Annotated in this window: 20 protein-coding genes and 2 pseudogenes; 6 read left to right on the top strand and 16 right to left on the bottom strand. The window is 63.1% G+C overall.

Features of this window, described 5'->3' with window-relative positions; all coding sequences use genetic code 11:
- Position 1: 1 nt before the first annotated feature.
- The 10 genes and pseudogenes from OKW35_RS09425 to OKW35_RS09380 all read right to left on the bottom strand — a co-directional run bounded on the left by OKW35_RS09425 (position 2) and on the right by OKW35_RS09380 (position 13150).
- Positions 2-1057 (bottom strand): branched-chain amino acid ABC transporter permease, encoded by a 1056-nt coding sequence (locus tag OKW35_RS09425; RefSeq protein ID WP_187612230.1) that lies wholly within the window; start codon positions 1055-1057, stop codon positions 2-4.
- A gap of 220 nt (positions 1058-1277) precedes the next feature.
- Positions 1278-2438, bottom strand: coding sequence for an ABC transporter substrate-binding protein (locus OKW35_RS09420; protein ID WP_184060999.1), 1161 nt, complete (start codon positions 2436-2438; stop codon positions 1278-1280).
- Between the two features lie 419 nt (positions 2439-2857).
- Positions 2858-4024, bottom strand: a complete 1167-nt coding sequence (locus OKW35_RS09415; protein WP_184060998.1) for an ABC transporter substrate-binding protein — start codon at positions 4022-4024, stop codon at positions 2858-2860.
- 558 nt (positions 4025-4582) lie between these two features.
- Positions 4583-5555, bottom strand: a pseudogene (locus OKW35_RS09410) (branched-chain amino acid ABC transporter permease).
- On the bottom strand, positions 5555-6439 hold the full coding sequence (locus tag OKW35_RS09405; RefSeq protein ID WP_090802370.1) for a branched-chain amino acid ABC transporter permease: 885 nt from the start codon (positions 6437-6439) through the stop codon (positions 5555-5557). The pseudogene OKW35_RS09410 and the gene OKW35_RS09405 overlap by 1 nt, the downstream one beginning before the upstream one ends.
- 190 nt (positions 6440-6629) lie before the next feature.
- Complete coding sequence (locus tag OKW35_RS09400; RefSeq protein WP_429407942.1) at positions 6630-7844, bottom strand: ABC transporter substrate-binding protein; 1215 nt, start codon at positions 7842-7844, stop codon at positions 6630-6632.
- 62 nt (positions 7845-7906) lie between these two features.
- Positions 7907-8665, bottom strand: coding sequence for an ABC transporter ATP-binding protein (locus tag OKW35_RS09395; protein ID WP_184036876.1), 759 nt, complete (start codon positions 8663-8665; stop codon positions 7907-7909).
- Positions 8662-9441: an ABC transporter ATP-binding protein gene (locus OKW35_RS09390; protein ID WP_018418872.1), complete on the bottom strand. Its 780-nt coding sequence runs from the start codon at positions 9439-9441 to the stop codon at positions 8662-8664. The genes OKW35_RS09395 and OKW35_RS09390 overlap by 4 nt, the downstream gene beginning before the upstream one ends.
- 289 nt (positions 9442-9730) lie before the next feature.
- The gene (locus OKW35_RS09385; RefSeq protein WP_429551751.1) at positions 9731-11446 is read right to left on the bottom strand and encodes a GMC family oxidoreductase; all 1716 of its coding nucleotides are present in this window, start codon (positions 11444-11446) and stop codon (positions 9731-9733) included.
- 150 nt (positions 11447-11596) lie between these two features.
- A complete protein-coding gene (locus OKW35_RS09380; RefSeq protein ID WP_429551750.1) occupies positions 11597-13150 on the bottom strand; it encodes a CoA-acylating methylmalonate-semialdehyde dehydrogenase in 1554 nt (517 codons plus the stop codon).
- Between the two features lie 145 nt (positions 13151-13295).
- Between OKW35_RS09380 and OKW35_RS09375 the strand changes: the two genes are divergently transcribed.
- Together OKW35_RS09375 and OKW35_RS09370 are read left to right on the top strand one after the other, a co-directional pair.
- Entirely contained in the window at positions 13296-14195 is a 900-nt protein-coding gene (locus tag OKW35_RS09375) for a LysR family transcriptional regulator (protein WP_184051684.1), read from the top strand.
- Positions 14196-14431: 236 nt separating this feature from the next.
- Positions 14432-14968, top strand: coding sequence for a class IV adenylate cyclase (locus tag OKW35_RS09370; protein ID WP_429551749.1), 537 nt, complete (start codon positions 14432-14434; stop codon positions 14966-14968).
- Positions 14969-15054: 86 nt separating this feature from the next.
- Here the strand turns inward: OKW35_RS09370 and OKW35_RS09365 are convergent, their stop codons facing one another.
- Positions 15055-15546 (bottom strand): Lrp/AsnC family transcriptional regulator, encoded by a 492-nt coding sequence (locus tag OKW35_RS09365; protein WP_090805519.1) that lies wholly within the window; start codon positions 15544-15546, stop codon positions 15055-15057.
- Positions 15547-15696: 150 nt separating this feature from the next.
- On the opposite strand from OKW35_RS09365, the pseudogene OKW35_RS09360 reads away from it, so the two are divergent.
- Both OKW35_RS09360 and OKW35_RS09355 read left to right on the top strand, forming a co-directional pair.
- Positions 15697-15936: pseudogene (locus OKW35_RS09360) on the top strand (phenylalanine 4-monooxygenase); the annotation flags it as partial.
- A gap of 209 nt (positions 15937-16145) precedes the next feature.
- Complete coding sequence (locus OKW35_RS09355) at positions 16146-16436, top strand: 4a-hydroxytetrahydrobiopterin dehydratase (RefSeq protein ID WP_187612237.1); 291 nt, start codon at positions 16146-16148, stop codon at positions 16434-16436.
- A gap of 104 nt (positions 16437-16540) precedes the next feature.
- Here OKW35_RS09355 and OKW35_RS09350 read toward each other — a convergent pair whose 3' ends face one another.
- Positions 16541-16765, bottom strand: a complete 225-nt coding sequence (locus OKW35_RS09350; protein WP_090802357.1) for a DUF3717 domain-containing protein — start codon at positions 16763-16765, stop codon at positions 16541-16543.
- Between the two features lie 149 nt (positions 16766-16914).
- On the opposite strand from OKW35_RS09350, the gene OKW35_RS09345 reads away from it, so the two are divergent.
- Complete coding sequence (locus OKW35_RS09345; RefSeq protein WP_013090980.1) at positions 16915-17601, top strand: response regulator; 687 nt, start codon at positions 16915-16917, stop codon at positions 17599-17601.
- Positions 17602-17768: 167 nt separating this feature from the next.
- Positions 17769-19283 (top strand): sensor histidine kinase, encoded by a 1515-nt coding sequence (locus OKW35_RS09340; RefSeq protein ID WP_429551748.1) that lies wholly within the window; start codon positions 17769-17771, stop codon positions 19281-19283.
- A gap of 83 nt (positions 19284-19366) precedes the next feature.
- On the opposite strand, the gene OKW35_RS09335 is transcribed toward OKW35_RS09340, so the two are convergent.
- From OKW35_RS09335 to OKW35_RS09320, 4 genes are all read right to left on the bottom strand, one after another.
- Positions 19367-19900 (bottom strand): SET domain-containing protein, encoded by a 534-nt coding sequence (locus OKW35_RS09335; RefSeq protein WP_018418882.1) that lies wholly within the window; start codon positions 19898-19900, stop codon positions 19367-19369.
- Positions 19901-20113: 213 nt separating this feature from the next.
- Positions 20114-21226 (bottom strand): NADH:flavin oxidoreductase/NADH oxidase, encoded by a 1113-nt coding sequence (locus OKW35_RS09330; protein WP_429551747.1) that lies wholly within the window; start codon positions 21224-21226, stop codon positions 20114-20116.
- A 109-nt stretch (positions 21227-21335) separates the two neighbouring features.
- The gene (locus OKW35_RS09325) at positions 21336-22049 is read right to left on the bottom strand and encodes a glutamine amidotransferase (RefSeq protein WP_429551746.1); all 714 of its coding nucleotides are present in this window, start codon (positions 22047-22049) and stop codon (positions 21336-21338) included.
- Positions 22050-22191: 142 nt separating this feature from the next.
- A complete protein-coding gene (locus tag OKW35_RS09320; protein WP_429551745.1) occupies positions 22192-22830 on the bottom strand; it encodes a MarR family winged helix-turn-helix transcriptional regulator in 639 nt (212 codons plus the stop codon).
- Between the last annotated feature and the right edge of the window lie 391 nt (positions 22831-23221).

Below are 23221 nucleotides of genomic sequence, written 5' to 3'. Positions count from 1 at the left end.
GTCACTCCGCTTCCTCTTCGGCGTGCGGGCTCGCAAGACTGCGCCACAGCAGCACCGGGATGATTAACGTGAACACGATCACTTCCTTATAAGCACTAGCCCAGAACGACGAATACGACTCCAGCAGACCAACGAGAATCGAGCCGGCCGCCGCCAGCGGATAGCTGACCAGACCGCCGATGATCGCGCCCACGAAGCCCTTCAAACCGATCAGGAAGCCCGAGTCGTAGTAGATCGTCGTGAGCGGCGCGACGAGGATGCCGCACAGTGCGCCGAGCCCCGCCGCAAGCGTGAATGCGAGGCGTCCCGCCTGCGTGGTGCCGATGCCGACGAGCCGCGCGCCGAGCCGGTTCACCGACGTCGCGCGCAACGCCTTGCCCGAAATCGAGCGATCGAAGTACAAATACAGCGCGCCGATCAGCACGGCCGCGGTGCCGATCACCCACAGGCTCTGGCCGGAGATCGACAACGTGCCGATGTTGAACGTCGCATCGGAAAACGCGTTGGTGCGCGAGCCTTCGGCGCCGAACATCACGAGGCCGAGACCGACCATCACGAAATGCACGGCCACCGCGACGATCAACAGCAGCAGCGTGGTCGCCTCCGCGATCGGCTCGTAGGCAAGGCGATACACGAACGGACCCATCGGAATCACGATCAGCAGCGTCAGCGCGATCTGCACGATCATCGGCAGCGGCTGCAGGAAGATGCCGCGCGTGAGCGCGTAGACCGCGATCGGAAACAGCAGGTACTTCCCCGCCAGCACGGGCAGCGTGCGCGCCGCATGACGACGCCGCTCAGCATGCCGCAACACGGCCGCCGTCTCGACGACGAAGCATGCCGCGCCCATCGCCATCAACAGCCAGCAGGTGGCCGGAAACTTCTGCGTTTGCAGTGCGGCGAGCGTCAACGCACCGTACGAAACGAACTCCCCTTGCGGGATGAAGATCACCCGCGTGACGGAGAACACCAGCACCAGCGCAAGCGCGAGCAGCGCGTAGATCGCGCCGGTCGTGATGCCGTCCTGCGCGAGGATCGCCGCAATTGATAGATCCATACTTCCTCGTCCTGAAGCGTCGAAATCGAAAAACCGCGAAACAGTCGCGACGGCGCGGTGCGAAGCCGGCCATCGATCTGCATGTCAGAAAAGACAACCGCCGCGCCGGGACGCGGCGCGGCGGTCGATGCCATTGTCGTCGAACACAATGGCAATGCGGCGTCATGCACCGCATGATTGCGCGAGAGGCGCGTACCGCTACTGGTTTTTGTAAATAGTCTTAGTTGTTCTGCAACTTCCACTTGCCGTCGACGATCTGCACGATCACGCGTGCGCGCTGGTCGAGGCCGTTGTGGTCGTTCGCGGTGGTGTTCATGATGCCGTGCGACACTGGCAGCTCCTTGATGTTTTCGAGCGCGTTGCGCAGCGCCATGCGGAACTCCGGCGTGCCCGGCTGGGCGGTCTTCAGCGCGACCGGAATCGCAGCCTGCAACATCTGGCCGGCATCCCATGCGTGGCCGCCGAAGGTCGCGACCGAACCCGCGCCATAAGCCTTCTCATAGGCGTTCTTATAGGCTTCCGCCGACTTCTTCACCGGGTTCGAATCCGGCAATTGATCGACGACAAGAATCGGACCGGCCGGCAGCAGTTCGCCTTCGCAATCCTTGCCGCACACACGCAGGAAGTCGTTGTTCGCGACCCCGTGAGTCTGATAGATCTTGCCCTTGTAGCCACGCTCCTTCAGCGTCCTGGCCGGCAGCGCCGACGGCGTGCCCGAGCCCGCGATCAGCACCGCGTCGGGATTCGCGCCCATCGTCTTCAGCACTTGGCCCGTCACCGATGCATCGGTGCGGTTGAAGCGCTCGTTCGACACGATCTTCAGGTTGTGCGCTTTGGCGGCGGCGTCGAACGTCGTGTTCCAGCTGTCGCCGTATGCGTCCGAGAATCCGATGAAGCCGACCGTCTTCACGCCGTGATGCTGCATGTAATCGGCGATCGCTTCGGCCATCAGGCTGTCGTTCTGAGGCGGTTTGAATGCCCATGCGCGCTTCGCATCCATCGGCTGAATGATCGCGGCCGATGCCGCGAGCGAGATCACCGGCGTCTTGCCCTCAGCGGCCGGATCGAGCATCGCGAGCGAATTCGGCGTGACGGTCGAGCCGATGATCGCGTCGACGTGGTCTTCGTCGATCAGCTTGCGCGTGTTCTGCACGGCCTTGCTGGTGTCCGACCCGTCGTCGAGGATGATGTACTGCACGCTCTTGCCGCCGATCTCCTTCGGCAGCAACGCGATCGTGTTCTTTTCAGGAATCCCGAGCGACGCGGCCGGCCCCGTCGTCGACAACGTGACGCCGATCTTCACCTGCGCGAATGCAGCCCCCGCGCCGCACATCAGCGCCATCGCGATGCCGGTGCGTACCCAATGCCTTGTCTTTTTCATTGCGAGTCTCCAAACGCTTTGAAAAGCGCCTATCTGTAAGCCGGCTTGCTGGGCCGGGTGTTTGAATCTAGTGAGCGGGTTCAGGTGTGCCAAGCATGGTTTTCCCTGCTCGGCGCGCATACCTTCCCCAGCTGCGTTGGGTACCGCTCCTCTCGCGTCGCGCGAGTGCGCATTCGCGTCATACGCCGCGTTTCTGTGCCGCGGCTTTATTCCAACCAGGCATCTCATAAACCACTAATATGTTAGTAGTTTGCGTTCTGCATTATCGACGGTCAAGAGAGCGTGCGCCAAATGCGGGTTTGTCCTGAAGCAGTGAAACCACACTTTTGCGCGATGCGGACACCTGGCCCGGGTAATAAAAAAGACGCGTCAACTGCACGCGTCTTTTTCGATGAGGTCCCGTGGCGCAGAGCCTTCGCTCAGTCGCCGGCGAGCTTCCACTTGCCGTCGACGATCTGCACCATCACGCGCGCCCGCTGATCGAGGCCGGCATGGTCGTTCCTGCTCATGTTGAAGATGCCGTGCGACGCGGGCAGATCTTTCGTGCCTTCGAGCGCGGCACTCAGCGCCTCGCGGAATGCCGGCGTGCCTGGCTGCCCCTTCTTCAACGCGAGCGGAATCGCATGCTGCAGCAGCAGACCCGCGTCCCATGCGTGACCGCCGAACGTCGACACCGACCCCGCGCCATATGCCGTTTCATACGCATGCTTGTACGCAAGTGCGCTCTTCTTCACCGGATTCGCCTCGGGCAGTTGCTCGGCGACCAGCAGTGGGCCAGCGGGCAGCCACGTGCCTTCGCAATCCTTGCCGCACACGCGCAGGAAGTCGTTGTTCGCGACGCCGTGCGTCTGATAGTACTTGCCCTTGTAGCCGCGCTCCTTCAGCGTTTTCTGCGGCAGCGCGGCCGGCGTGCCCGCACCGGCGATCAGCACCGCGTCCGGGTTCTGCGACATCATCTTCAGCACCTGGCCCGTGACCGATGCATCGTTGCGCGCGAAGCGCTCGTTCGCGACGATCTTGATCTTCGCGAGGTCAGCGGCTTTGCTGAATTCCTTGAACCAGCTCTCGCCGTACGCGTCGGAAAAGCCGATGAACGCGACCGTCTTCACACCGTGATTGGCCATGTGCTGCGCAATCGCCGTGGCCATCAGAATGTCGTTTTGCGGCGTTTTGAAGACCCATCCACGCTTCGCGTCCATCGGCTCGACGATGCCCGCGGCCGCGGCCAGAGAGATCATCGGCGTCGAGGTTTCGGCAGCGACGTCGATCATGGCGAGCGAGTTCGGCACGACGGTCGAGCCGATCAGTGCATCGACGTGGTCTTCGCTAGTGAGCTTGCGGGCGTTCTTGACCGCCTGGGTGGAATCGGTTGCGTCGTCGAGGACGATGTAGTCGATCTTCTGGCCCGCCACTTCTTTCGGCAGTAGCGCGATCGTGTTCTTTTCCGGAATGCCGAGCGATGCGGCCGGTCCTGTTGCCGACACGGTGACGCCGATTTTCACGTCCGCGAATGCATGGCCGCTCCAGGCAGCCGAGACCCCTGTGGCGACCAATGCCGCGCTGATCCAACGCAATGCCGACTTCATCCTGCTCCTCTATTAACCCCGTTATTCAATTGCAATTAAATCCGCGGATTTAATTGCCAACCCAGTGGTCGGTGAATAAGCGAGTGTAGCGGACGCAAGCGCCGTGCTGCAAGCGTTTCGCAGGCTTGTGATGTTTACCTGCAGCGGTTGGCGGAGAGTAAAAAATGGCGCGTGAAATAGCCGGGCGATCGCGTCAAAGATTCGATAAACACAAATAAAAAAGCGCTGTTGGATATCAATCCAACAGCGCTTTCTTCTGGGCACTGAGTGCCTCACTTGTCTCCTCGTTCTCCACCTGCAAATTCGTGGTGCATCAGAACTGCATGAAGATTAAACGACCACCCCAACAGTCACAACTAGCAATTACCCTAGTGGTGCACTGCGGCACCGGATTGGGGCGCGTAGGGCGCTTTTCGTCGCACGGTTTGCCACAGGTTCGCCCGAGTCCCTGATCCAGCGGACCTTCAGCACGAGCCGCAATTAGATCGGACGTCGAAGCAATTTCGTACCGCACTGCATCAAGCGAGCGACCACGCGGGCGGGATCAACCAGCCAATCTCAAGCCCGCAACGGTCGCACTCGCGCGACGATCTCACCGACGATGCCGCGCCGGAACGCCAGCACACACGCGATGAAAATCAGCCCGGTGACGATCGTCACCGATTCGCCGAGCGAGCGGAACCAGTCGATGCCGGTCATCGACGCGAGTGCCGAGCCGATATCGCCGACGCCTGTCTTCGAGCGACACGATCAACGCGGCGCCGAGCAACGGCCCGAACAGCGTGCCCATGCCGCCCACCAGCGTCATCAGGATCACGAGGCCGGACATCGTCCAATAGGCATCGCTCAGCGTTTCGAAGCCTTGCACCAGCACCTTCAGCGAACCCGCGAGACCCGCAATGCCAGCCGACAGGATGAATGCGAGCAGCTTGAAACGGTCGGTGTCGTAGCCGAGCGACACCGCGCGCGGCTCGTTTTCCTTGATCGCGACGAGCACCTGCCCGAACGGCGAATGCACGATCCGCACGATCAGCAGGAAAGCCGCGACGATCACCGCGAGCACGACGAAATATAGCGCGAGGTCCGAAGAGAGATCGAGCACGCCGAACAGCTTGCCGCGCGGCACGCCTTGCAGACCGTCTTCCCCGTGCGTGAACGGCGCCTGCAGGAACACGAAGTAGACCATCTGCGCGAGCGCGAGCGTCACCATCGCGAAGTAGATACCCTGACGGCGAATCGCGAAGAAGCCGACGACGAGCCCAAGCAGCGTCGCCGCCGCGGTGCCGCTCAGCACGCCGAGCTCCGGCGAAAAGCCGAGCGTCTGCATCGCATAGCCGGTGACGTAACCGGCCGACGCGAGAAACATCGCATGACCAAAGGACAGCAAGCCCGTATAGCCGATCAGCAGATTGAAGGCGGCCGCGAACAGCGCGAAGCACAGCACCTTCATCACGAAGAGCGGATAGATGCCGAGCACCGGCACCGCGAGCAGCACGATCAGCAGCAGACCGTAGAGCACCTTTCTCTGCATCATTTTTCCCTGCCGAAAAGACCCGCCGGACGCACGAGCAACACGAGCGCCATGATCACGAAGACGACGGTCGCCGACGCCTCGGGGTAGAACACACGCGTGAGTCCTTCGACTACGCCGAGCATCAGGCCGGTCAGGATCGAGCCCATGATCGAGCCCATGCCGCCGATCACGACCACCGCGAACACGGTGATGATCATCGACTGGCCCATCAGGGGCGAGACCTGAATCACCGGCGCGGCGAGCACGCCGGCAAACGCCGCGAGCGCGACGCCGAAGCCGTAGGTCAGCGTGATCATCAGCGGCACGTTGACGCCGAACGCCTCGACGAGCTTCGGGTTTTCGGTGCCCGCGCGCAGATACGCGCCAAGCCGCGTCTTCTCGATCACGAACCATGTCGCAAAGCACACGACCAGCGACGCGACCACCACCCATGCGCGATAGTTCGGCAGATACATGAAGCCGAGATTGGTCGCGCCCGACAGCGCCGACGGCACATCGTACGGCTGGCCCGACGAGCCGTAGATCGAATGGAATACGCCCTCGATCACGAGTGTGAGGCCAAACGTCAGCAACAGGCCATACAGATGATCGAGCTTGTAAAGCCAGCGCAGCATCGAGCGCTCGATCGCGATGCCGACCAGTCCGACGATCAGCGGCGCGAGCACGAGCATCACCCAGTACGGCAGATTGAAATACGACAGCCCCATCCACGCGAGCATCGCCCCGAGCATGAACAGCGCGCCATGCGCGAAGTTGATCACGTTGAGCAGGCCGAAAATAATCGCCAGCCCGAGGCTCAGAATCGCGTAGAACGAGCCGTTCACGAGCCCGAGCAGAAGCTGGCTCAGCATCGCCGGTAGCGGAACGCCAAAGATGTCCATTGAAGCCCTTAGCCCTTCAAGCCATCGTCAAGGTGAGATCGGTGACGCACGATCCGGCCGGCACGCGACGAGCGGCGACGCCGCCCATCGGCGTACGGCATCTGAAACGGTCATCCGCCAGCGCGTGCCCCTGCAGCGCCGGCGGTTCTCTCAGGTCTGCGCGGTCCTCGACCGCTTACTGCGCCCGCGCTTACTTCCACAGCGCGCAGCGGGTCTGCGCCTTGGTCGTGAAGACCTGATCGCCCGGAATCGTCGCAGTGATCTTGTAGTAATCCCACGGCTCCTTCGATTCGGCCGGCGTCTTCACCTGCATCAGGTACATGTCGTGGATCATGCTGCCGTCCTGACGGATGTAGCCCTTCGCGTAGAAGTCGTCGATCTTCGTCTTGTGCAACTGCGCCATCACCTTGTCCGGATCGGTCGAGCCCACCGCCTGCACCGCCTTCAGATAGTTCATCGCCGCCGAGTAGTCGGCAGCCTGCAGGCTCGACGGCATCTTCTTCATCTTGTCGAAGTACCGCTGCGACCACTTGCGCGTGTCGGCGTCCTTGTTCCAGTACCAGCTGTCGGTCAGCACCAGACCTTGCGTCGTTTCGAGACCGAGGCTGTGCACGTCGTTGATGAACATCAGCAGCGCGGCGAGCTTCATCGTCTTGGTGATGCCGAATTCCTTCGCGGCCTTGATCGCGTTGATCGTGTCGCCGCCCGCGTTCGCGAGGCCGAGGACCTGTGCCTTCGACGCCTGCGCCTGCAACAGGAACGATGAGAAGTCCGACGCCGACAGCGGATGACGCACCTCGCCGAGCACCTGGCCGCCGTTCGCCTTCACGACCTCCGCGGTCGCTTTTTCGAGCGCCTTGCCGAATGCGTAGTCTGCCGTCAGGAAGTACCAGGTCTTGCCGCCCTGCTTCGTCACGGCCGAGCCCGTGCCGTTCGCGAGCGCGGTCGTGTCGTATGCGTAGTGGATCGTGTACGGCGTGCATTGCTCGTTGGTCAACGTATCGGCGCCGGCGCCGACGCTGATATAGACCTTGTGCTTCTCGCCCGCGACGGTGTTAGTCGACAGCGCGGTCGCCGAGTTCGTGCCGCCGATCACCATGTCCACGCCGTCGCGGTCGAACCACTCACGAGCGCGGGATGCCGCGATGTCCGCCTTGTTCTGGTGATCCGCGTACAGCACCGTGATCGGCTTGCCGTTGACCTTGCCGCCGAAGTCGGCGACCGCCATCCGGATCGCTTCAAGACCGCCCTGCCCGTCGATATCCGCGTACAGCCCCGACATGTCCGTGATGAAGCCGATCTTTACAGCATCGTCGGCCGCTTGCGCGCTGCCCAGCGTCAGTGCGGTGCCGGCGGCGACTGCGAAACAGAGTGAGGCAATTCGCGCGAGTGGGTTCCTTTTCATGCATGTCTCCTGGTTCTTCGCTTGTGGTTATCAGAGGCAGTCGGGCGCGCGTGTGTCCGTGTCTATACGCCCAGTAAATCGTGCAGCACCGGCATCTTGCCTTCGAGCTCGCTAGCCCCGAAATGCTCGACGATCATGCCGTGCTCCATCACATAGAAACGATCCGCGAGCGGCGCGGCGAAGCGGAAGTTCTGCTCGACCATCACGATCGTGTAGCCGCGCGCCTTCAGCGTAACGATCATGCGCGCGAGCGCCTGCACGATCACGGGGGCGAGCCCTTCCGAGATTTCGTCGAGCAGCAGCAGATTCGCGCCAGTGCGCAGAATCCGCGCGACCGCGAGCATCTGTTGTTCGCCGCCCGAGAGCCGCGTGCCCTGACTCATGCGCCGCTCGTGCAGATTCGGGAACATCGCGTAGATTTCCTCGAGCGACATCATGCGCGCCTTGTCGCCGACGGGCGGCGGCAGCAGCAGATTTTCCTCGCACGACAGGCTCGAAAAAATGCCGCGCTCTTCCGGGCAATAGCCGATGCCGCAATGCGCGATGCGATGCGTGGGCAAGCCGACCGTTTCGCGTCCGTCGATACGGATCGAGCCGGTACGGCGACCCGTGAGGCCCATGATCGCGCGTAGCGTCGTGGTGCGGCCCGCGCCATTGCGCCCGAGCAGCGTCACGACCTCGCCGCGGCCGACCGACAGATCGACGCCGTGCAGAATGTGGGATTCCCCGTACCAGGCTTGCAGTCCCGCGATTTCCAGCGCGGGTGCGCCGCTTTTCGTTTCGTTCGCTTCGAGGCCTTCGCGCTCGACCGTCGTATTCATGCGTGGGCTCCGGCGAGCGCCGCGTCGGCGCTGCCCATGTAGGCTTGCATCACGAGCGGATTCTTCGACACTTCCGCGTAGCTGCCCTCGGCGAGCACTTCACCCCGTTGCAGCACGGTGATCGTGTCGGAGATACCGGCGATCACATTCATATTGTGTTCGACCATCAGGATCGTGCGTCCGGCCGACACTTTCTTGATCAGCGCGGTCACGCGATCGACGTCCTCATGACCCATGCCTTGCGTGGGCTCGTCGAGAAGCATCAGTTCCGGCTCCATCGCGAGCGTGGTCGCGATTTCGAGCGCGCGCTTGCGGCCGTAGGCGAGCTCGACCGTCAACACATCGGCGAAATCGGTCAGGCCGACCTGGGTCAGCAGATCCATCGCGCGATCGTTCAGACGGCGCAACGTGCGCTCGCTCTTCCAGAAGTGAAACGCGGTGCCGAGCGAGCGCTGCAACCCGATGCGCACGTTCTGCAATGCCGTCAGATGCGGAAATACCGCGGAAATCTGGAACGAACGGATGATGCCGCGCCGCGCGATCTGAGCTGGCCGTTCGCCGGTGATATCGACACCGTTGAAAACGATCTGGCCCGCGGTGGGTTCGAGAAATTTGGTGAGCAGATTGAAGCAGGTGGTCTTGCCCGCTCCATTGGGGCCGATCAGCGCATGGATCGAGCCGCGGCGCACGCGCAGGTTCACGCCGTTCACGGCGACAAAGCCTTTGAACTCGCGGGTGAGACCGCGCGTTTCGAGAATCGTATCGCCGAGAATCATGTTCCCTTCCATACGGAGTAAGGCGAAGCACTACGATCTTTCCGCGCGAAGCTCCGCGCGACTTGTTATTTTTGCGGCACCCCTTGCCGCTCGTTGGCGTGCTGCACCAATCCGGACGGTGAGCCATGGCGCGGCACGCAGCATGGCTGCCATTGTCGCGCCAATGATGCAGCGCAATCATTGGGATTTGCACTTAGGGAACGAGGCCCGCGCCGTGCGTATGTGACGCGCGGTTCACACGCTTCACGTACGCGGCGGAAAACCTGACTGGTGCGCTCACCGAGTCATGTCACACAGCTGACATCGACGCGGCAACACCGGTATGCGCGGCCATGCTGCCGCTCACGCGCGCGCGACGATCCTCGCGGATCATGTCGCTGGCGCGCTCGGCGATCATCAGCGTCGGCGAATTGGTGTTACCTGACGTGATGTTGGGCATCACCGACGCATCGACGACACGCAAGCCCTCGACTCCGATAACTCGTAGCCGGTTGTCGACGACCGCGGCGGGATCGTCGGTCGTGCCCATGCGGCAGGTGCCGACCGGATGGAAGATCGTCGTGCCGACCGCGGCAGCGGCCTGCTGCAATTCTTCTTCACTTTGATACTGGAGGCCCGGCAGGATCTCCCGCGGCTGATAGCGCGCGAGCGCGGGCGCCGCGACGATGCGACGCGTCAGACGTAGCGCGTTCGCGGCGACGTGGCGGTCGTAGTCGGTCGACAGATAGTTCGGCGCGATCAACGGTGGCGCGCAAGCATCGGCCGACGCAATATGAATGCTGCCGCGCGACGTGGGGCGCAGCTGACACACCGAAGCCGTGAATGCATTGAAGCGATGCAGCGGTTCCCCGAAGCGATCAAGCGACAAAGGCTGCACGTGATACTCGAGATCGGGTCGCGACAGCGAGCGATCGTCGGCGTCGGACTTCGCGAACGCGCCGAGTTGCGACGGCGACATCGACATCGGTCCACTCTGAAACAACGCGTACTGCATGCCGATCATCAGCTTGCCCCACCAGTGCGCGGACATCGTATTCAGCGTGCGCACGCCCTGCACCTGATACGCCATGCGCAGTTGCAGATGGTCCTGCAGATTTTCACCGACACCGCGTAGATCCTGAACGACCTCGATGCCGAGATTCTGCAGACGCGCGCCATTGCCGACACCGGACAATTCGAGCAGTTGCGGCGAGTTGACCGCGCCGGCGGAAAGGATCACTTCGCAACGCGCTTTGGCGAGATAGTCGACCTCGCCGCCACGATATTCGACTCCGGTGCAGCGGCGGCCATCGAACACGACACGCTGCGTGTGGGCGCCGGTGATGACAGTGAGGTTCTCCCGCTTCAACGCGGGCCGCAAAAATGCCTTCGACGCATTCCACCGAATGCCACGCTTCTGGTTGACGTCGAAGTAGCCGACACCGGTGTTATCGCCGCGATTGAAATCGTCGGTGGCGGGGATGCCGGTTTGCTGCGCGGCTTGCGCGAACTCTTCGAGAATCTTCCATTTGAGGCGCTGCTTCTCGACGCGCCACGGTCCGCCCGCGCCGTGCGCTTCGTTGGCGCCGCCGTGGTGATCCTCGCTGCGCCTGAAGACCGGCAGCACCGCGTTCCAGGACCACGTCCTGTCGTTCGTCACACGCGCCCACTCGTCGTAGTCTTCCCGCTGACCGCGCATGTAGATCATGCCGTTGATCGACGAACTGCCGCCGAGCACACGCCCGCGCGGATACGACAGCGTGCGGCCGTTCAGACCCGGCTCGGCCTGGGTCTTGTACAGCCAGTCCGTGCGCGGATTGCCGATGCAATACAGGTAGCCGACCGGCACGTGAATCCAGTGATAGTCGTCCTTCCCCCCGGCTTCGAGCAGCAGCACGTGGATGTCGGGATCTTCGGTGAGCCGGTTCGCCAGCACGCAGCCGGCGGTACCCGCGCCGACGATGACGTAGTCGAACTCGCCTTCGAGTCGCCGCGCGGCGCGAGGCGTACTGTCGCTATGACTCATCGTTCAGCCTCCTAAGCATTTTTGCGGCGCACGCGTGGCTGCTCGATCGCTTCCACGCGTGCGCCGCGAAGCGCTTTTATTGCGCTTTTATTGCTCATTTATTGTTTTCCTGGCGCGCTTGCCGACTTGATGTCGCGCAAAGCCGCCAGCTTATTTGGCGACCGGCATCGTGAATTCGGCGCCCTTCGCGATGCTGTCAGGCCAGCGCTGCATGATGCTCTTGTAGCGCGTGTAAAACCGCACGCCTTCCTCGCCGTACGCATGATGATCGCCGAACAGCGACTTCTTCCAGCCGCCGAACGAATGCCAGGCCATCGGCACCGGAATCGGCACGTTGATGCCGACCATGCCGATCTCGATCTGTCGGGAAAACGCGCGTGCAATGCCGCCGTCGGACGTGAACAGCGACACGCCGTTCGCAAACTGATTCGCGTTGATCAGTTCGACTGCGGAGGCGAAGTCGGGCACGCGCACGACGCATAGCACCGGTCCGAAAATCTCCTCGCGGTAGATCTTCATGTCGGGTAACACGTCGTCGAACAGCGTGCCGCCGAGGAAGAAACCCTTCTCGTGCCCCGCGACCTGATGAGCGCGCCCATCGACGACGAGCTTCGCGCCCGCGGCGACGCCAGCGTCGATATAGCCGAGCACCTTGTCGCGATGCGCGCCGGTGACGAGCGGCCCCATCTCGGCCGCCGCTTCCATGCCGTTGAGGATCTTCAGGCTATTCACGCGCGGCGTCAGACGCTCGATCAGCTCATCGGCGATATGCCCCACCGCGACCGCCACCGAAATCGCCATGCAGCGCTCGCCGGCCGAGCCGTAGGCGGCGCCGATCAGGGCGTCGACGGCCTGGTCGAGATCGGCGTCGGGCATTACGACGAGGTGATTCTTGGCACCGCCCAACGCCTGCACGCGCTTGCCGCGCTTCGTGCCTTCGGTGTAGATGTATTCGGCGATCGGCGTGGAGCCGACGAACGACAGCGCGCTGACTTCCGGATGCACGAGCAGCGCGTCGACCGCGACCTTGTCGCCGTGCACGACGTTGAACACGCCGTCCGGCAGGCCCGCTTCCTTCAGCAGTTCGGCGAGCCGGTTCGACGCGGACGGATCGCGTTCGGACGGTTTCAGCACGAAAGTGTTGCCGCACGCGAGCGCGACGGGGAACATCCAGCACGGCACCATCATCGGGAAATTGAAGGGCGTGATGCCCGCGACCACGCCGAGCGGCTGCCGCAGATTCCAGTTGTCGATGCCGCCGCCAATCTGATCGGTGAAATCGGTCTTCAGCAGATTCGGGATGCCGCACGCGAATTCGACGATCTCGATGCCGCGCATCACCTCGCCCCTGGCGTCGGAAAACACCTTGCCGTGCTCGCGCGTGATCAGCTCCGCGAGCTCATCGTGATGACGGTCGAGCAGTTCCTTGAACTTGAACAGCACCCGCGCGCGTTTGATCGGCGCGGTTTCGCTCCAGGCGGGAAACGCGGCTTTGGCGGCAGCGACCGCGGCGTCCACCTCGGCGACGCTCGCGAGCGGCACGCGCGCGCTGACGCTGCCGAGGGCCGGATTGAAGACGTCGCCGAAGCGCCCGCTCGTGCCTTCGACCGTCTTGCCGTTGATGAAATGGCTCAGCGCGCGTGCACTCGCCGCGCTGCGTGTGGCTTCGTCCTGCGCGGTTGCGTCGGAATATGTCTCGCTCATCTCGTTCCTCTTTCCTGTGAAATCTTCCGCTTCGCGCTCGATGCCGCGCGCACAAGCGTGCTGAACACCAAGCGTACGGCCCCTACGAGCGACAAATCCAATAAGTAATGCTCAACTGCGCTATAAGCCGCGCTAATATCAGCATATGGATCTGACTCTCCTTAGGGCCTTCGTCACCGTCGCACGCGAGGGCAACCTTACGCGTGCCGCGGTGCAACTGCATCTGACCCAACCTGCCGTCAGCCTGCAAATCAAGCACTTGCAGGAGACGCTCGGCGTGACGCTGTTCACGCGGACTTCGCACGGGCTCGCGCTGACCCGCGACGGCCAGGCGCTGCTGCCGCATGCCGAACGCGCGCTCGGCGCGGCAGCCGACGTGCAGCGGGCGGCGCAGACGCTGCGCCAGGAAGTACGCGGGCGCCTGCGCATCGGCACCATTCTCGACCCGGAGTTTTTGCGCCTCGGCGGTTTCCTGAAGCAGCTCGTCGAGACCTGGCCGCAGATCGAAACCGCGCTGCGCCACGGCATGTCGGGCTGGGTGCGCGAACAGATTCGCGCGGGCGAGCTCGACGTCGGCTATTACATTGGCCTGCCCGCCGACGACGAGACGCACGACGGCGCCACGTTTCACGCGGTCACGCTCACGCATTTCCAGTATCGCGTGCTCGCGCCGGCGGGCTGGAAAGATCGCGTGAAGGGTGCGCGAGACTGGCGCTCGCTCGCGGCGCTGCCGTGGATCTGGACGCCGCCGGCGTCCGCGCACAACCGGCTGCTGTCGCGCTGTTTCGGCGAAGCCGGTGTGAAGCCGGTCAAGGTGGCCGAGGTGGACCAGGAGCCGTCGATGCTCGATCTGGTCAAATCGGGCGTCGGTCTCACGCTTGCGCGCGATGCAACCGCGATCGCGGAGGCGCATGCGCACGCGCTGACGATCGTCGATGGCATAACGGTGCCGACGCAGCTGAGCTTCATCACGCTCGACGAGCGCAAGGACGAGCCAGCGATCGCGGCGGCGTTGAAGCTGATCGAACAGCAGTGGGCGATTTGAGCGGGGACGGTCTGACGCGTTGCGATATGAGTCTCGCTAATGCCCGCCCTCTCCCACTTGTCCGCCGAGCTGAAACCGCTCCGTCACGAAGTTTTTGCTAGATTAGCGGTTTGCGCTCGCGCAGCGCCCTCGCAGCTTTCCGTTCCGCCTGGCTTCGTCCTTCCCGGCGGCCTCCGCCCGGCAACACCAGCAACTCCGGCGCCGCCGGTCACTTCCCCCATCCACAGGAGCCTGACATGGCACGCAACATCGAAATCAAAGCCCGCGGCCAGCATTTCGACCAACTGCGCGAGCGCGCTGCACAGCTCGCGACGGACGCGCCGCTGATCTTCCGCCAGCAGGACTTTTTCTACGACGTGCCGCGCGGCCGCCTGAAGCTGCGCCAGTTCGACGACGGCACGCCGGCCGAGCTGATCTTCTATCAGCGCGACGACCGCGACGGCCCGAAGGCGTCGTACTACACGCGCAGTCCGGTGACGAATCCCGAAGCGATGCATGCGCTGCTCGCGACCGCGCTGACCACGCGCGGCATCGTCTCGAAAGAGCGGCACGTATATCTGAGCGGGCGCACGCGGATTCATCTGGATCGCGTCGACGGTCTCGGCGATTTCGTCGAACTCGAAGTGGTGCTCGCGCAGGACGACGACGAAGAAGGCGGCCACGCGGAAGCACAAGCGATGTTCAAGAGCCTTGGCGTATCGGAAGCGGATCTGGTGCCGGTCGCGTATGTCGATCTGCTGAATGCCGACGACGAGCCAAAGCGGGCGGCATAGAGATCCCGTCACCGCAGGGGCCGCGGCAACGCATGCGCGGCTCCCTCTTCCTGTCAGTCGGCACTGCCGGCAACGGCTTCGAACGCTCAAACCGCCGCCGCCCCCGGCGCCAGATGCCCGAGCGGCAACGGCCCATTGCGCTTGAACGTGGTCAGCACGATATTCGAGCGCACGCTATCGACACCCGGCACGCGCATCAGCTTCTTCATCACGAAGGTCGACAGGTAATTCAGATCCGGCGCGACGATGCGCAGCAGATAGTCGGCATCGCCGACGACCGCGTGACATTCGAGCACTTCGGGCAGCAAGTCGATCTGCTGCTGAAACTGCTCGATGATCGAATCGCCGTGATGCTTCAGCTTCAGGCTCGTGAAAGCGGTGACGCCAAGCCCAAGCTTTTCGGGCCGCAGCACGACGCGATAGCCATCCACCACGCCGACCTGTTCCAGCCGTTGCAGGCGTCGCCCGATCTGCGACGGCGACAGCGGCACCTGCTCCGCCAACTGCTGATGCGTGGCGCGGCCGAAGCGCTGCAGCACGTCGAGCAGCGCGAGATCGAAGTGGTCGAGTTCAAGCATGGTGATATCCCGCATTAATCTGCCATTTAACACGCGATTATCGCATAACTATCCGCTTATACGCGAAACCTGCGCCCTTTCCGCACGTGCTCCGCTCTACACTCGCATACACCGATCTCATGCAATCCGTCTTGTTACGGCAGCCTCGCCATGTCCACCGCCAGCACCGCCAAACTCAAGGAACAGTTCGACGCCGGTCTCGAGACCCGCGCCGACTTCACGATCGATCAGCCGCTTGAGTGCTACGGCACGGTTGACCATGCGGGCTGGCGACAACTGTACGCGCGCCAAACAGCCTTGCTCGAAGGCCGTGTCTGCGATGAATTCTTCGCGGGCGTCGAGCGCATCGGCCTGCCGTCGGAGCGCGTGCCGTCCTTCGAAGACGTCAACGCGCCTGCCTACGCGGCGGGCGACCTGTTCGACGGCGACTGCGTGATTACGCGTGGCACCCGCGAGGGTTGGAACACCGGCGGCGACGTTTGAACGAAAAGCCATCGCAAACCGATCCGGCCCAGCGTGCGGCGAGCGTTGCGCAACCATGAAAAAATGACGGATTCGTCCGCCTGCCGGCGAGCGAGTTCGACGAGCGAGGTAACACCATGATTCAGAAACTGACTTCCGACGAGCGAACCCAGCAACTGGCGAAACTGAATGGCTGGCAAAGCGTGGCTGAGCGCGATGCGATTCGCCGCGCGTTCGAGTTCGCCGACTTCAACGAGGCCTTCGGCTTCATGACGCGCGTCGCGATCAAGGCGCAGGAGATGGACCACCATCCCGAGTGGTTCAACGTGTACAACAAGGTCGACATCACGCTGTCCACCCATGAAGCGAACGGCGTGACCGAACGCGACATCGCGCTTGCCGCATTCATCGACGGGATTACTATGTAATACCAATAATTACGGGCCTTTATGCGTGTTTATGCATAACTCGCCGCCTAATCAGGTGACCATGAAAGGACAATGCAGGCAATTCCTTAGGTAAACCTTCAGTTCTACAGGCTATTCTTAAGTTGAACGTAAGCTTCCCAGGCCTGCCTTGCAATCGGGTCGAAACGATCGAGTGATAGCGACTGCTGACGCTGTACAATCAGCAGCGCATACGGCTTGGAGAGCGCGCTTGCCTCCTTGCACAGAACGTGTTCGTCGCCGCTTGAAGGTGAGCGGGTGCGCCAGAAGTTGATCGCGGCTTCCAGTTCGTGAATGCTGATCTCGGACATGACTTCGTGATGGCTGGCACGGTGCTTCGATTCGGCTCGACAGCTGCTTCGTGGCGCGTCTGCCGCCGCTTCGCACGCTGGCTGTGTAGCAGGCGCCCCGGCGAACCGCTTGCCCAAACGCCTAAACCCATTGTACTTGAGCGAAATCCATGCGACTCCTTCTGATCGAAGATGACCGCCCCATCGCACGCGGCATCCAAAGCAGTCTCGAACAAGCCGGCTTCACCGTCGACATGGTCCATGACGGCATCTTTGCCGAGCAGGCCCTCACGCAAAATCGCCACGAACTCGTGATCCTCGATCTGGGTCTGCCGGGCATCGACGGCATGACGCTGCTGTCGCGTTTCCGCCAGAGCAACCGTCACACGCCGGTGATCATCCTGACCGCGCGCGACGAACTGAACGACCGCGTGCAAGGCCTGAACTCGGGCGCGGACGACTACATGCTGAAGCCGTTCGAGCCGGCCGAGCTCGAAGCGCGTATTCGCGCGGTGATGCGCCGCAGCGGTCCGCACGGTGACATGCCGCGTCCGGAAGTGTCGCTGGGCGGCGTGCGGCTGTCGGGCGTCGACCGCCGCATCTTCAACGACGACAAACCGCTCGAACTGTCGCCGCGCGAATTCGCGGTGCTCGAAATGCTGCTGCTGCGTCACGGCCGCGTCGTCAGCAAGGCGCAACTACAGGATCATCTGACGCACTTCGGCGGCGACCTCGGCGATACCGCGATCGAAGTCTACGTGCACCGCGTGCGCAAGAAGCTCGAGAACTGCCGTGTCGAAATCGTCACCGTGCGTGGCTTTGGCTACCTGTTGCAGGAAATTCGCCAGGCCGCATAATCGTCGTGAAGGCCGCGCATTGCGTCGCGGCCTGACGGCGCCGGAGCGGCGCCGCGCATCGGCTGTGCCCGCGGCGCCTTGTGCCGGGCCCCCGGCCGTCTCAAGGCGCCTCGCGCCATTACTACCGCAGTTGCCACCGCAGTCACAACTTTCCCGCGCGTTCGATCATGCACCAGCCGGCCGCCAATAGTCTGCGCCGCACGCTGCTGCGGCGCCTCGCTGCTCCCCTGTCGCTGCTCGCGCTGATGAGCGGCCTGATCGCTTACTGGCTCGCATGGCAGTACACGCAGCACGTGGTCGACCGTTCGCTCGCGGACCTCGCGACCGCGATCTCCAAACAGATCCAGATTGCCGGACCGGAAGCGCCGATCACGGTGCCACCGCTCGCGCAGGCGATGTTCTCCGACCCGGTCGAGCATCTGGTCTACCGGATCAGCACCGGCGACACCGAAATCGCCGGCGATCACAATCTGCCGCTGCAAGGCACCAACGTGCGCCGCATGCATTACGCGTACGTGTTCGAGACGCAGCACGAAGGCGTGACCGTGCGGGTCGCTCAGGTGCGCGTCGATCAGCCGAGCGGTAATCCGATCGTCGTCGAAGTCGGCCAGCCCGTGCATCACCGCTTCCGCATCGCCGCCGAGTTCCTCGTCGCGATCATGATGCCGTTATTGCTGCTGCTGCTAGCCGGCTGGGTGATCGTGTGGCGCGTCGTCAATCAGCAGCTCAATCCGCTGACGGCGCTCGCCGATTCGCTGAACCGGCAAACGCACACGTCGCTCGAGCCGGTCGACGAAACCTATGTGCCGGTCGAGATCCGTCCGCTGACGGGCGCGCTGAACGCGTTGCTCGATCGTCTGAAAGCCGCCCTCGATGCGCAACGTAAATTCATCGCCGATGCCGCGCATCAGCTGCGCACGCCGCTCACCGCCGTGAAGCTGCATGCGGAGCAGGCGGTCGTCGCACGCGATCCACAGCAGACGCTCGCTGCCGTGCGCGAACTGCGCGCCGCGGCCGATCGCGCCGTGCGGCTGTCGAATCAATTGCTGTCGCTCGCGCGCGCCGAGCCGGGCGAACAGGCGGCCCGCTTCGTCAATGTCGACATGGCCGCGCTCGCGTTCGACACCGGCGCCGAATGGGTGCCGCGCGCGCTACCGGTACACGTGGACCTCGGCTTCCAGCGCCTCGACGATCCGTCCAACGATGACCCGCTGATGGCGCGCGGCAACCCTGTGCTGCTCCATGAAGTGATCGCGAATCTGCTCGATAACGCGCTGAAGTATGTGCCGCCTTCGCGGGTCGACGGCGGGCGTATCACGGTCACAGTTTCGCAGACGCTGATCGACGATCTGCGCATGGCCGAGATCGTCGTCGAAGACAACGGGCCGGGCGTGCCGCGTTCGCAGCAGTCGGATCTGTTCAAGCGATTCTTCCGCGGCGACGGGCAGACCGAGGCGGGCGTCGACAGCGGCGCGGGTCTGGGCCTCGCGATCGTCCACGACATCATGGTGCTGCATCATGGCAGCGTGCATTACGAGGACGCACCGGAGGGCGGCGCACGCTTTATCGTGAGGATTCCGTTGCTGCCGCCCGGTGCGTCCGCAGGCGCTGCCACCGCCAACGATGCCAACGCACGGCGCGCCACGAAAAAACCGGCGCACTCGGCGCCGGTCGATTTGTAGAAGGTTTGCCCGGCTGCCGCGGCGGCGTTCGCCTCAGCGCTTCGATCAGCGCAGACAGCTACCGCCGCGCACCGACCCGCGGCTCATTTCTTCTTCGATTTCTTCGCCGATTTGCTCGACTTTTCCCCCTTGTCGGCGCCTTTACCCGACTTGCCGCCGCCCTTGCCCTTCTGCGGCGGCGCCAGCATCGTGCCGCGGCACTTACGCGCGCCGCAACGGCATTCGTATTCCTTTTTCAGCTTTTTCGTCTGACGCGCGTCGATCACGAGGCCGTAGTCGTAAAAGACTTCCTCGCCCTCCGCGATATCGCGCAGCGCATGCACGTACACGTGTCCGTCGATTTCCTCGGCTTCGCAGTTCGGCGCGCATGAATGATTGATCCAGCGCGCGCTATTGCCGTTCACCTTGCCGTCGATGACCTTGCCGTTATCCAGCGCGAAATAAAACGTGTGATTCGGTTCAGCCGGATTATGCGGATGGCGGCGCAACGCTTCTTTCCAGGTAATCCGCTCGCCCTTGTATTCGATCAGTCGCTCGCCGGCCGCGATCGGTTCGAGAGCAAACACGCCTTTGCCGTGCACACCCGAACGGCGCACGGCGATCCTGCGTGAATTCATTGAATGAATCCTTGTGAAGAACTGGGGAATCAAATCTGGCAATCGTCAGGCACGTCGTGCGCGCGGCTTTTTTCTGACGCGAATAGCAAACGCGGCGCCCTGAAAGCGCCGCGTCGACTTGCGACGCGCACCGCGCCACAACCGGCATCCTACACGTTGTCCACGGCTTCCTTCAACCGTCAGCCGATGCGTTTGTTCAACGTGCGACGGGCGTCACCGTTGACCAAACGAAATGTCGCCGAACAGCGCTTTCTGCTCACGCGGTTGTGAACGCCAGTACTGCGGCGGCGCTTCGACGGTCGCACCGAGGTTAGCGGCGGCGTGCCACGGCCAGCGCGGGTTATAGAGCAGCGCGCGAGCCAGCGCGATCAGATCGGCATCGCCCGTTTCGATCAGCTGCTCGGCGTGCAGCGGATCAGTGATGAGTCCGACGCCGATCGTCGTCAGACCGGTTGCGTGCTTGACCGCCTTCGCGAACGGAATCTGATAGCCTGGCTCGAGCGGAATTTGCTGCAGCGGCGAGACACCGCCCGACGACACGTCGATCCAGTCGCAGCCGCGCTTTTCCAGCTCGTGTGCAAACGCGATCGTGTCTTCGAGCGTCGAGCCACCTTCGACCCAGTCCGTCGCCGACACGCGCACGCCGACCGGTTTGTCGGCAGGAAATGCGGCACGCACGATGTCGAAGATTTCGAGCGGAAAACGCATGCGGTTTTCGACCGAGCCGCCGTAGTCGTCGGTGCGCTGATTGGCGATCGGCGACAGGAACTGATGCAGCAGATAGCCATGGGCGGCATGCACTTCGAGCGCATCGATGCCAAGACGCGCGGCACGCCGCGCGGACGCGGCGAACGCCTCGCGAATCCGGTTCAGGCCGACGACATCGAGCGCGAGCGGCGGCTCCTCGCCCGGCTTGTGCGGCAGCGCCGATGGCGCATGCGGCAGCCACCCGCCTTGCGACACCGCAATCAGCTGGCCGCCTTCCCACGGCACGTGGCTCGATGCCTTGCGGCCCGCGTGCGCCAGTTGCATCGTCACGTTGACGTGCGAATGCTTGCGGATCGCGGCCAGCACCGGCACGAGCGCCTCTTCGGTCGCGTCGTCCCACAAGCCGAGATCGCCGGGGGTGATGCGCCCGTCCGGCTCGACGGCGGTTGCTTCGATGCACAGCATGCCCGCGCCGGACAGCGCGAGACCGCCGAGGTGAATCATGTGCCAGGCGGTCGCTTCGCCGCGTTCGGCGGAGTACTGGCACATTGGGGAGACGACGATCCGATTGGGAAGCGTCACGCTACGCAGCGTGAGCGGAGAGAAAAGCGCGCTCATGGATTACGCCCAGTGAAAGCCCGAGAGCGATCGAGGATAGCACCGCACGCGGTTTACTGCATGAACGTGGCACCTGGCTGGACGCTTACGTCGCTATTCGGCTGGCCATTCAGGCTTGCGTCTCGACGTGATCGAGCCATTCGCCGAACATGCGGCACGCGGCGGCTTCGAGCACGGGACCGTATCGGCCGGTGTCGGCGCGCAACTGACGCGCGTCGATGCCGTGGCCCGAGAGTTCGTTCGCATTCCCTATCAGCCAAGGTTCGAACCGATCGGTGCGGATCTCGGGATGACACTGTAAGCCCAGTACGTGATCGCCCCATGCGAAGGCCTGATTCTCGCAAGCCGGAGTCGATGCCAGACGGGTCGCGTTGGCTGGCAGATCGAAGGTGTCGCCGTGCCAATGCAGCATCGAGGTATGAGCGCCATCGAGATGACGCAGCGGCGAGGCGCGGCCGGCATCGGTCAGCGTGAGCGGCGTCCAGCCGAGTTCGGCCTGAGCCGCGGGGTAGACGCGCGCACCGAGCGCCCGCGCGAGCAGTTGTGCGCCAAGGCAGATACCGAGTGTCGGCAGACCGGCCGCGATGCGTTTTTCGATCAACGACAGCAGCGGCGCGAGCGTGGGGTACAGCGCGTCGTCGGTAGCGCTGATGGGGCCGCCCAGCACGACCATCAGCGATGCGGCAACCGGATTGGGCGCCTCGATACGGGCAACGCCCACATCGAGATAACGGACCGGACGCCCGCGCTCGCCGAGCACGAGCTCGAGACTGCCCAGATCCTCGAAGTGCACATGGCGGATGGCGAGTACTTCCCGATTCATCGGCCTGCCCTATCTTCAGGTTGACTAACGACCTGCCGCCAACGACTTTATCCTTGCACGGCACCAGCCGGCAAGCAGGCGGCGCATACCGCCCGCCGTCGCCGGCCAGGCCATGTTAGCGGATTGCCCAGGAAGACGCCGGTTATTGGGCGAAGATCTTCCAGGTCTTCTTCTGGGTGGCGACGTCCGCCGTTTCATGCACGGAGCAGTCGAGACGCACATCGGTGTCCAACATGTTCAGGTCGAGCAGCGCGCAGTAATGCGGCGTCTTCTTCGGATTCTTGCTCGGCTGGAAATGCGTGCAGCTCAGGCACATACGATGCGGCGGAATCGTGTTTTGCGCTTCGAGCTGATAGATGGTCTTGAGCAGCGTGCGATAGAACACGGACTGCTCGTCGTCGCGCAGCATACCGACCGCCTTCGAGAGGAAGTCCGGCCATTGCGCGGCGCGTTTGGCAGCGGTGCGGCCACGCGAGGTCAGACGTACCGCGAGCGCGCGACCGTCGTCGAGTGCGCGACGCTTTTCGACGAGGCCCTTGGTCTCGAGCGTGCTGACCGCATCGCTGGTGGTCGCGGCAGTCAGCGCCGTTTCACGCGCGATTTCGCCGAGACGCATCGGCCCCTTACGTTGCATCAACAGCACGAGGATCTCGCCCTGGGTCGGCGTAAGGCCCGCGCCTTCCGCCCATTCCCAAGCCTGGCTTCGCATCGCCGTGCTCAATCGCAAGAGGCTGTGGGTCACTCGCCCGGCTGCCTGTTCTCCGTATACGCCTTCGCTCATAATCTTCGATTCGTTTATTTACCGCTTTGGTGCAATGCCGGCGGCTGCCTGCCGGAGTACACCCGTTGCGTGTGTGGGGTAGCTTCGTCCAACCGCGGATGAAACCGTTTGTACTATCTCAAAAATACACCGTCCTGGAAGCCGAAGGCGGCGAAAAACGACATTCTATGCGACAGCGGCTAATCGTACAGCTAACTTATCCAACGCGAGCTGTGGATAAGCAGGGGAAAACGCTTGGACAGCCTGTGTACCGTTTTGCAACAAGCACTTGCAGCGTGTTGAACGTTTCCTCGGTTGCGCTTGCCACGCGTGGCCGGAGCCCGTTTTACGAGCCCAGTTATCATTTCCCCAGCGCATTGACTTTGCAGGAAATTATTCAGTTGTCCACAGC

It is taken from the genome of Paraburkholderia sp. MM5477-R1, from assembly GCF_050436385.1.
Classification (GTDB): domain Bacteria; phylum Pseudomonadota; class Gammaproteobacteria; order Burkholderiales; family Burkholderiaceae; genus Paraburkholderia; species Paraburkholderia tuberum.
This window is presented reverse-complemented; position numbering and strand designations above follow the sequence as displayed.

What these genes read in the sequence shown, in the direction of transcription:
- OKW35_RS09330 (WP_429551747.1), bottom strand. Translation starts at nt 21,226, where the DNA reads ATGAGCGCGCTTTTCTCTCCGCTCACGCTGCGTAGCGTGACGCTTCCC.
- OKW35_RS09405 (WP_090802370.1), bottom strand. Translation starts at nt 6,439, where the DNA reads ATGGACATCTTTGGCGTTCCGCTACCGGCGATGCTGAGCCAGCTTCTG.
- OKW35_RS09325 (WP_429551746.1), bottom strand. Translation starts at nt 22,049, where the DNA reads ATGAATCGGGAAGTACTCGCCATCCGCCATGTGCACTTCGAGGATCTG.
- OKW35_RS09350 (WP_090802357.1), bottom strand. Translation starts at nt 16,765, where the DNA reads ATGTCCGAGATCAGCATTCACGAACTGGAAGCCGCGATCAACTTCTGG.
- OKW35_RS09400 (WP_429407942.1), bottom strand. Translation starts at nt 7,844, where the DNA reads ATGAAAAGGAACCCACTCGCGCGAATTGCCTCACTCTGTTTCGCAGTC.
- OKW35_RS09365 (WP_090805519.1), bottom strand. Translation starts at nt 15,546, where the DNA reads ATGCTTGAACTCGACCACTTCGATCTCGCGCTGCTCGACGTGCTGCAG.
- OKW35_RS09375 (WP_184051684.1), top strand. Translation starts at nt 13,296, where the DNA reads ATGGATCTGACTCTCCTTAGGGCCTTCGTCACCGTCGCACGCGAGGGC.
- OKW35_RS09415 (WP_184060998.1), bottom strand. Translation starts at nt 4,024, where the DNA reads ATGAAGTCGGCATTGCGTTGGATCAGCGCGGCATTGGTCGCCACAGGG.
- OKW35_RS09420 (WP_184060999.1), bottom strand. Translation starts at nt 2,438, where the DNA reads ATGAAAAAGACAAGGCATTGGGTACGCACCGGCATCGCGATGGCGCTG.
- OKW35_RS09385 (WP_429551751.1), bottom strand. Translation starts at nt 11,446, where the DNA reads ATGAGTCATAGCGACAGTACGCCTCGCGCCGCGCGGCGACTCGAAGGC.
- OKW35_RS09345 (WP_013090980.1), top strand. Translation starts at nt 16,915, where the DNA reads ATGCGACTCCTTCTGATCGAAGATGACCGCCCCATCGCACGCGGCATC.
- OKW35_RS09320 (WP_429551745.1), bottom strand. Translation starts at nt 22,830, where the DNA reads ATGAGCGAAGGCGTATACGGAGAACAGGCAGCCGGGCGAGTGACCCAC.
- OKW35_RS09390 (WP_018418872.1), bottom strand. Translation starts at nt 9,441, where the DNA reads ATGATTCTCGGCGATACGATTCTCGAAACGCGCGGTCTCACCCGCGAG.
- OKW35_RS09425 (WP_187612230.1), bottom strand. Translation starts at nt 1,057, where the DNA reads ATGGATCTATCAATTGCGGCGATCCTCGCGCAGGACGGCATCACGACC.
- OKW35_RS09355 (WP_187612237.1), top strand. Translation starts at nt 16,146, where the DNA reads ATGATTCAGAAACTGACTTCCGACGAGCGAACCCAGCAACTGGCGAAA.
- OKW35_RS09395 (WP_184036876.1), bottom strand. Translation starts at nt 8,665, where the DNA reads ATGAATACGACGGTCGAGCGCGAAGGCCTCGAAGCGAACGAAACGAAA.
- OKW35_RS09340 (WP_429551748.1), top strand. Translation starts at nt 17,769, where the DNA reads ATGCACCAGCCGGCCGCCAATAGTCTGCGCCGCACGCTGCTGCGGCGC.
- OKW35_RS09335 (WP_018418882.1), bottom strand. Translation starts at nt 19,900, where the DNA reads ATGAATTCACGCAGGATCGCCGTGCGCCGTTCGGGTGTGCACGGCAAA.
- OKW35_RS09370 (WP_429551749.1), top strand. Translation starts at nt 14,432, where the DNA reads ATGGCACGCAACATCGAAATCAAAGCCCGCGGCCAGCATTTCGACCAA.
- OKW35_RS09380 (WP_429551750.1), bottom strand. Translation starts at nt 13,150, where the DNA reads ATGAGCGAGACATATTCCGACGCAACCGCGCAGGACGAAGCCACACGC.